Source organism: Streptomyces sp. CC53 (genome assembly GCF_001865245.1).
Lineage (GTDB): Bacteria > Actinomycetota > Actinomycetes > Streptomycetales > Streptomycetaceae > Streptomyces.
The window spans coordinates 131,140-137,982 of the sequence record NZ_MKXB01000144.1 but is presented as its reverse complement, the minus strand read 5'-3'; the positions used below and the strand labels follow the sequence as shown (position 1 = coordinate 137,982).

The window sequence follows — 6,843 nt, the reverse complement described above, 5'->3', positions numbered from 1 at the left end:
CGAGCTGACCGCCGCGACCGCCCGTCCGTTGCCGCGCCGCTTCCCGCTGCGGGTGTGCCTGCGCTGCCACACCGAGAGGAGCAGCCGGTGACCCCGCGGACGCTGGAGCAGGTCCGGGAGGCTGCCGAGCGGGCGGGCCGGACGGGTGAGTGCGAGCTCGGGGAGCACTAGCAGTGCCATCCGCAGGACGTGTACGCGACCGACCGGCCGCGGCCGGGTGAGCGGCCTCTGTTCTCGATCCGCTGCACCTGCCTCTGCCACGGAAGGGGCCAGCCGTGACCCATCCGGTGCGCCGCTGGTGTGTGCACTGCGGCCAGTTGATCGAGGGCGAGGCCCTGGTGATCCCGGGGTTCTCCGCGTCGGGCGCCCGCCCGGACGCCTACCGACACCCCACCTGCCGGGCCCCGGCCGCCCCGCGGCCGCCCAGCTACCCGACCGGCCCCACCGGCCGCTGACCCCCGTACCGAACAGAGAGTCCACAGACGCATGATCCAGACTGTCCACCCGGGCGACCTGCGCCCCACCGACACCGCCCTGTGCGAAGCGTGCTGGACCGAGCCGGTCCAGCACATCCGCCTGACCTCACACGGCCGTGACCTGCTGTGCCGGGCCTGCGCCGACAGCGGCTGCCCGCCGCGGGTCGAGTTGTTCCCGCCGCTGGGCATCTACGGCCTGACGTACCGCAAGCTCGGCGAGCCGCGCGCGGACAAGCACCGCAGCCCGGGCGCGCCGCAGACGCCCCCGAACCCGGGGCCGCCCCTGCCGAGCCCGCCCCCGCAGCCGACACCGGGCCGCCCCCCGGTGTAACCGGCACCCCCGAACCGCCCCGGCCGGGGCCCTTACCGCACCAGATCCGCGAGGGGCACGCCGACGGCCTGGGAGATCTGGAGGAGGAGGCCCAGCCGCGGGTCGCTGACGCCGTACTCGATCCGGTGGATCGTTCGGTGGTCGACGCCGCAGAGGTCCGCGAGGCGCATCTGCGTGAGGCTCGCGTCGAGGCGCGCGCGGCGGATGCGCTGGCCGATGACCTGGCGGCGCGCGAGGGTCCAGGGAGGAGCGGATGGCACCTACCCCACGCTGGGGTGATCATGGGTGACGTGTCTTTGCCTGGGCAGGCAAATTTGCGATCGGCAGCCATCCGCCGCAGGATCAATATCAGACGAATCGGGCTGCGCGCCTCCTGCGGCCGATCCATGAGCGCGTCGGTTCACTGACGGAATAGGCCCCCTCTCGGCGGACCGACGCTGAACCGCCCCCTCCCCTCCCAGGGAGGGGGCGGCGCTCCCTCTACCCGTGCAGCGCCCAGGTCAGTGCGCGGCCGGAACACCCCCGCTCGCGCGGGGACCACGGCACCCACTTCGTGAGGCGGTGGGCGGCGGTCGGAACACCCCCGCTCGCGCGGGGACCACTTCAGCATTCGGGCGGCGAGCCGGTCCGCGGCCGGAACACCCCCGCTCGCGCGGGGACCACGATCGACTGCCCCGCGAGCAGGCGTTCCGCGGCGGAACACCCCCGCTCGCGCGGGGACCACTTTTCGATTCTCAACATCCACATCCCAGATGGAGGAACACCCCCGCTCGCGCGGGGACCACCTGGAGGGGCTGCTGGCGGAGGTGGGCGCCCGCGGAACACCCCCGCTCGCGCGGGGACCACCACGACGCCTCGCGGGCGGGCACGGCACGGTCCGGAACACCCCCGCTCGCGCGGGGACCACTCTTCCTGAGCTGGGCGTTCAGGAGGTCTTTGCAGCTTCTTTACCGGTGGGCATCTGGTGAGGCATGTGTCCATCCTGGCAGACGGGTGACGGACTTGCGCCGGGAAGTCGGGGTGTGCCCCTGGGGTCTTTTGCCGGGCGGATCTCGTAGAGCGGTCGGTGGGGGCAGGGCTCCGGGGGCGTCAGCCTGACTGCGGGAGTTGAGGAGGGAGGGCTGCTGTCAGTGGTGTGTGGTGGACTTCCGCCGACGGAACTTCGTGGAGGTAGCGTTGTGGTCGATGCACGGTTAGGCGGCAAGTCCGAGGGGCTGGCCGAGCCGTATGCGGTGATCGGACACCTGGTTGACACCGCCCAGGTCTGCGGGGCCGTCTGGGACCGGTGTATGAGCCCGACCCAGCGTGAACGTGTTGCCGTAGCGCTCGGGTTGAGCATCGAGGATGCTCGGAAGACAGTGATGTTCTGGGCTGGATTGCATGACCTGGGGAAGATCATGCCTCAGTTTCAGGACATGCTGCTCAAAGACCGGCCGCAGCACAGGGCTTTCCTGTCTGAGCCTGGGTACGCCCATGACAGGGGGAGCGACAGTGAGACGTCCCGGGTACGGCATGAGTACGCTACGCACGCGGCTCTGCCGTCGCTGTTGATCGCTCTCGGGTATCCAAGAGCCGGCCGCCCGGCCGGACTTCTTCTGACACAGATTGCTCAAGTACTAGGCGGACACCACGGCCGCTATCCGCACGACAACGAGCCCGGTCACCTTCGTGATCCGTTGGAGTCTGTGCCGGAGCTCGGCGCAGGTCGGTGGGCGCAACAGCGCGAGGAGCACGTGCAGGCCCTTTACGAGGTACTGGGGCGCCCCCCGATTCCGCAGGCTCGCGCGCTTCCGGTCCCGTTGGCGGTCGCGCTCGCCGGCATGATCATCGTCTCTGACTGGGTCGCCAGCCAGGAACATGTGGTGTCCGGACAGCAGCAGGCCGCACGCGCAGGTGCTGGACTGTACACCCCAGCAGGGCTCAAGGCGCATGCGCTACGGATGGAACGTCTGGCCGCCGGCCTGTTGGAAGACGCTGGAGTGGGACGCGTCGCATTCAGGGACGGGGGGTTCCACGATCTGTTCCCTGGCATCGACCGTCCACGTCCGCTGCAGCTAAGCGTGGAGGCCGGTCTGACCGGGGCCAGGTTGGCAGGGCCGGGAGTTCTCCTCGTCACCGCTCCTACCGGAGAGGGCAAGACCGAGACTGCGCTCTACGCGGCTACCTTGATGGGCAGGGCCGGCGGTGCCGAGGGGATCTTCTTCGCCCTTCCCACCCAGGCCACGGCCAATCAGACATACGGGCGACTGGCCGATTTCGCGCGGGCGAACCTCCTTCACTCCTCCCAGCTGACTCTGCTCCATGGAGCCGCTGACCTGTACGTGCCCTACACCGATATGACACCGGCCTCCTCGGTTCTGGACGAGACGGAACCGCGGATCCTGTTCGACCGCGAGTCGGGAACTCGAGAAGGCGCCCGGGTGTCGGTCGAAGCGGGGCGCTGGCTGCGTGAGAGAGGACGCGGCATTCTCGCCCCTGTGGCGGTCGGCACGATCGACCAGGCACTGATGGGAGTTCTCCCGCTCAAGCGGAACGCGTTGCGGCATTTCGGGCTCTCCGGCAAGACGGTAATCGTCGATGAAGCACACGCGTACGACGCCTACACCCACGCCCTGATGCTGCGTCTGCTGGAGTGGCTGGGAGCCCTGCGAGTGCCGGTCGTTCTGCTGTCGGCGACCCTGGCCGGGGATATCGCTCAGGGAATGGTCCGCGCCTATCTGTCCGGAGCCGCCCCCTCCAGCGGTCTGCCCGATGTGCCGGCTCCCGCCTATCCCGGCTGGATCTACGCCCCGGCCGACGGCGGCCGTGTGATCGAGCCTGCAGAACCGCTGGTCAGCGGGCAAAAGCGTGATCTCCACGTCGAGGTCCACCGAGTTCGGCACACCTATGATCCGGCCGTCGTGGACGGGCGGCTGGCCGTACTGCTGCAGACCCTGGACAGCACGGTCGCCCGTGGTGGATGCGCCGCGGTCATCTGCACAACGGTCGCTGAGGCCCAGCAGACCTATGAGGCGCTGCACGCCCACTACCGCGCCGGGTGCGGCGACGACTACCGCGGGTGGGACGAGACCGCGCCAGACGACCAGACGCGGCGCGATGCTGAGGCAGGTCCCCGCCTGCGCCTGCTCCACGCACGGTTTCCTGCTGGCAGACGGGCGGACCTTACGGCCGAGGCGGAATCGTGGTTCGGACGCACGGACAAGCCGGGGGTGCGGCGCCCGATGGGTGCGCGCGGGGCGGTGATCGTGGCTACACAGGTCATCGAGCAGTCCCTGGACCTCGACTTCGACATAGTCGTCTCCGATCTGGCGCCCCTTGCCATGCTCCTGCAACGGGCAGGCCGCATCTGGCGCCACCTGGAGCCCGCCCCGCCGCGTCCCGCATGGGCCGAGAAGCCACAGCTCGTCGTCCTCGCCCCCGTCGGCAAGGGCGACAGCAGCGCACTGGCCGTGCCGCCCCCGTCGTGGGGAGAGGTCTATACACCCTCCCTCTTGCAGCGGACCCTGGAACTCCTCACCGGACTCGAAGGCGCACCCATCGCGGTGCCGGAAGACGTCCAGCGACTCGTCGACGCCGTTTACGCACCCGAGTTCCCCTCGAGTGCCCCCGAAAAGCTGATGGAGCACGACTTCGAACGGCTCGCCCAGGACATGGCGAGTTCCGGCCTGGCCGAGATGGTCGCCATCCCGCCGCCCCGCACTGCCACGTCGCTTCACCGGCTCACCACCAGTGATGCCGACGAGGAACTGGTCCGCACCCGCCTGGGAATTGACTCGGTCCAGGTGCTGCCCGTCTACGAGAACGACAGCGGCCGATGGCTGGATGAGGAATGCACCCTGCCGCTGCCCGTCTGCGGCAGCGGGCCTGAAGGGCGCTTCACCCGGCGAGAGGTCCGCGACCTGCTCACCCTCGTGGCCCCTGTGGCGTACGGACCATGGCGAACGGCTTGCGGGGCGGCCCACCAGCCGCCGCAGCCCTGGAACAAAGAGCCCCGGCTGGCCCGGCTGGTGCTCCTGCCACACCGCGTAAACGGCGACGGGCAGGTGGAGGGAGCGGTCGTGGGCAACGTCCGTATCACCTACGACCGGGTACTGGGTCTGATCACTGAGCGGATGGATTGAGACAGATCGAGCTTCGCTGTTCTCCATCTTGGAGATTCGGTGGTGCCAAGCGGTGGGCCGAGCTACGGTGAAGGCGTCAACGTTGGCCGCGTCAAACGGTGTTGGCCCGGCAGCCAGCCGGGTCAACACCCTTGTGCCCCCGCCTGCGCGGGGAAGGCGACGGCTGACTCAGCCCAGCGCTGTTGTCCATCGGTGCACCTCCGCTGTCGCGGAGAGAGCCCACAGTCATTGCGGGCTCTCTCAGGGTACGACCTGCCGGTTGCTGTGCCTACTCCCGGGTATAGCCCCTTCCTAGTCGAGGTTCCACGTTCCATGTCTGATACCGCGGTCGCGCTTGACGGCCGCTACCCGCTGGATCGGATGTCCTGGGTCCCCGTGACGACGAAGGCGGGCACCACCCTGCGAGTGGGACTGAGGGAGCTGTTCCTGCGCGCGCACGAATTCAGCGACCTGGCAGTGGCGTCGCCGCCAGCGGCCTCCGGACTGCTGCGAGTGCTGTATGCGATTACAGCCCGGCTGACGGCACTCGACCGGATGGAGGACGGCCCCGAGGGCTGGCTGGACACCCGGTACGCACTCTTGGAGGCCGGTGACGGCTTCGACCGGGCCCGCGTGGAGGAGTACTTCGACGGATGCGCGAACGGGCTGCGGCTCTACGACGAGGAACGGCCGTTCCTCCAAGACGCCCGCCTTGCCCACCAGTGCGCATCGACGTCGGGCATCAACAAACTGGTCCTCGGACGGCCTTCGGGCAACAACCAAGTTTTCTTCGGCCACTTCAGCGACGACGTGCCTGTGCCGCTCCCCTCCGAGGAGGCGGTGCTGCACCTCCTCGCACAGCTCTACTATGGGGCGTCGGGGCAGTGCACCCCGCGTACAGTCGACGGGCAGAAATACGGCAACACCATGGCCGGCCCGCTCCGTCGCGTGCTGTCCTTCCACCCGCTGGGCCGCAGCCTCTACGAGAGCCTGCTGCTGGGCATCCCGCAACCGGCCGAGTGGCCCCTTGCAGACCAGAAGCGCGCCGATCTCTGTCCGTGGGAAGCGGCATGGCCCCTGGCCGCGCTGGAGCCTCCGAAACCGTCGGCCGGTCTGATGGAAATGCTGACCAACCGCCACCAACATGCCGTTCTGCTCAGGCCGGCCGCAGACGGTACGCACGCGGTGGATGCCACCATCACCTGGGCCCTGCGGAACAACAGGCCGCCGTTGGCCGACCCGTACTTGATCTGGGACGAGAGCAAAGACGGCACCTTGTATGCGCGCAGGGCGGACGCGGAGCGTGCGCTGTGGCGGGACCTGGACGGGCTGGTCCTGCAGGAGAGGGGAGGGAAGAACCGCAGGCCGCTCATCTTCGGGGGCCTGACAGGCACGCAACTGCCCGAGGAGGTGTTCACCCATCTGCGGGTGGTTGCCCACGGATTCGACCAGGACGGGCAGACCCGGGACCGTAGTCACTTCACTGCCGTGACGCCGCCGTTGTGCGCCCTGCTTGCTTCCTCGGGGGAGAGTTCGGATGTGGAGCTCGCCCTCGGCGTCAAGGAAGGCCGTCAAGCTGCCGAGCATGCCGCGTGGAGGCTGGAAAAGGCTCTGCGTGACGCGTGGCGGACCTACACACTGCCGTTCGGCGATGACAAGACGCCAGGCAGGGCAAAGAAGGAACGAGGCGGTGGCCCGTGGTCCGAACGAGCACTGGCCGCCTACTGGCCCGCGGCCGAGGAGCGGTTCTGGGAGCTGCTTGACAACGAGGACTTCTCCCATGCCCTGGCAGCTTTCGGCGGCATCGCCCTGGAGGTCTTCGACGACCTGACAGCCGCCATCGCATCCGAACCGCGCGGCGCGAAGGCCCGGGAGAGCACCCGCGGTCTGGTCCGCAGCCTGCTCGAAACCCGCCGGCCCTGACCCCGCTGGCCGG

Annotated in this window: 6 protein-coding genes and 1 CRISPR repeat array; of the genes, 4 read left to right on the top strand and 2 right to left on the bottom strand. The window is 69.1% G+C overall.

The annotated features are described in order from the left end of the window. On the bottom strand, window positions 1–180 hold a 180-nt coding region (locus BJP40_RS34905; RefSeq protein WP_193097180.1), incomplete at its 3' end, for a hypothetical protein. Window positions 181–275: 95 nt separating this feature from the next. On the opposite strand from BJP40_RS34905, the gene BJP40_RS14860 reads away from it, so the two are divergent. Together BJP40_RS14860 and BJP40_RS14855 are read left to right on the top strand one after the other, a co-directional pair. Continuing rightward, window positions 276–455 (top strand): hypothetical protein, encoded by a 180-nt coding sequence (locus BJP40_RS14860; RefSeq protein WP_071280764.1) that lies wholly within the window; start codon window positions 276–278, stop codon window positions 453–455. Window positions 456–486: 31 nt separating this feature from the next. Beyond that, a complete protein-coding gene (locus tag BJP40_RS14855; RefSeq protein WP_071280763.1) occupies window positions 487–807 on the top strand; it encodes a hypothetical protein in 321 nt (106 codons plus the stop codon). A gap of 32 nt (window positions 808–839) precedes the next feature. Here the strand turns inward: BJP40_RS14855 and BJP40_RS14850 are convergent, their stop codons facing one another. Further along, on the bottom strand, window positions 840–1,067 hold the full coding sequence (locus tag BJP40_RS14850; RefSeq protein WP_071280762.1) for a helix-turn-helix transcriptional regulator: 228 nt from the start codon (window positions 1,065–1,067) through the stop codon (window positions 840–842). Window positions 1,068–1,319: 252 nt separating this feature from the next. Beyond that, window positions 1,320–1,714: a CRISPR direct-repeat array (repeat unit 29 nt; unit sequence CGGAACACCCCCGCTCGCGCGGGGACCAC). A gap of 271 nt (window positions 1,715–1,985) precedes the next feature. Here BJP40_RS14850 and BJP40_RS14845 point away from each other — a divergent pair. Then, entirely contained in the window at window positions 1,986–4,928 is a 2,943-nt protein-coding gene (locus tag BJP40_RS14845; RefSeq protein WP_071280761.1) for a CRISPR-associated endonuclease Cas3'', read from the top strand. A 312-nt stretch (window positions 4,929–5,240) separates the two neighbouring features. Then, window positions 5,241–6,830 (top strand): type I-E CRISPR-associated protein Cse1/CasA, encoded by a 1,590-nt coding sequence (gene casA, locus BJP40_RS14840; protein ID WP_256220739.1) that lies wholly within the window; start codon window positions 5,241–5,243, stop codon window positions 6,828–6,830. The last annotated feature ends 13 nt before the right edge of the window (window positions 6,831–6,843 follow it).

What these genes read in the sequence shown, in the direction of transcription:
- BJP40_RS14855 (WP_071280763.1), top strand. Translation starts at nt 487, where the DNA reads ATGATCCAGACTGTCCACCCGGGCGACCTGCGCCCCACCGACACCGCC.
- casA (WP_256220739.1), top strand. Translation starts at nt 5,241, where the DNA reads ATGTCTGATACCGCGGTCGCGCTTGACGGCCGCTACCCGCTGGATCGG.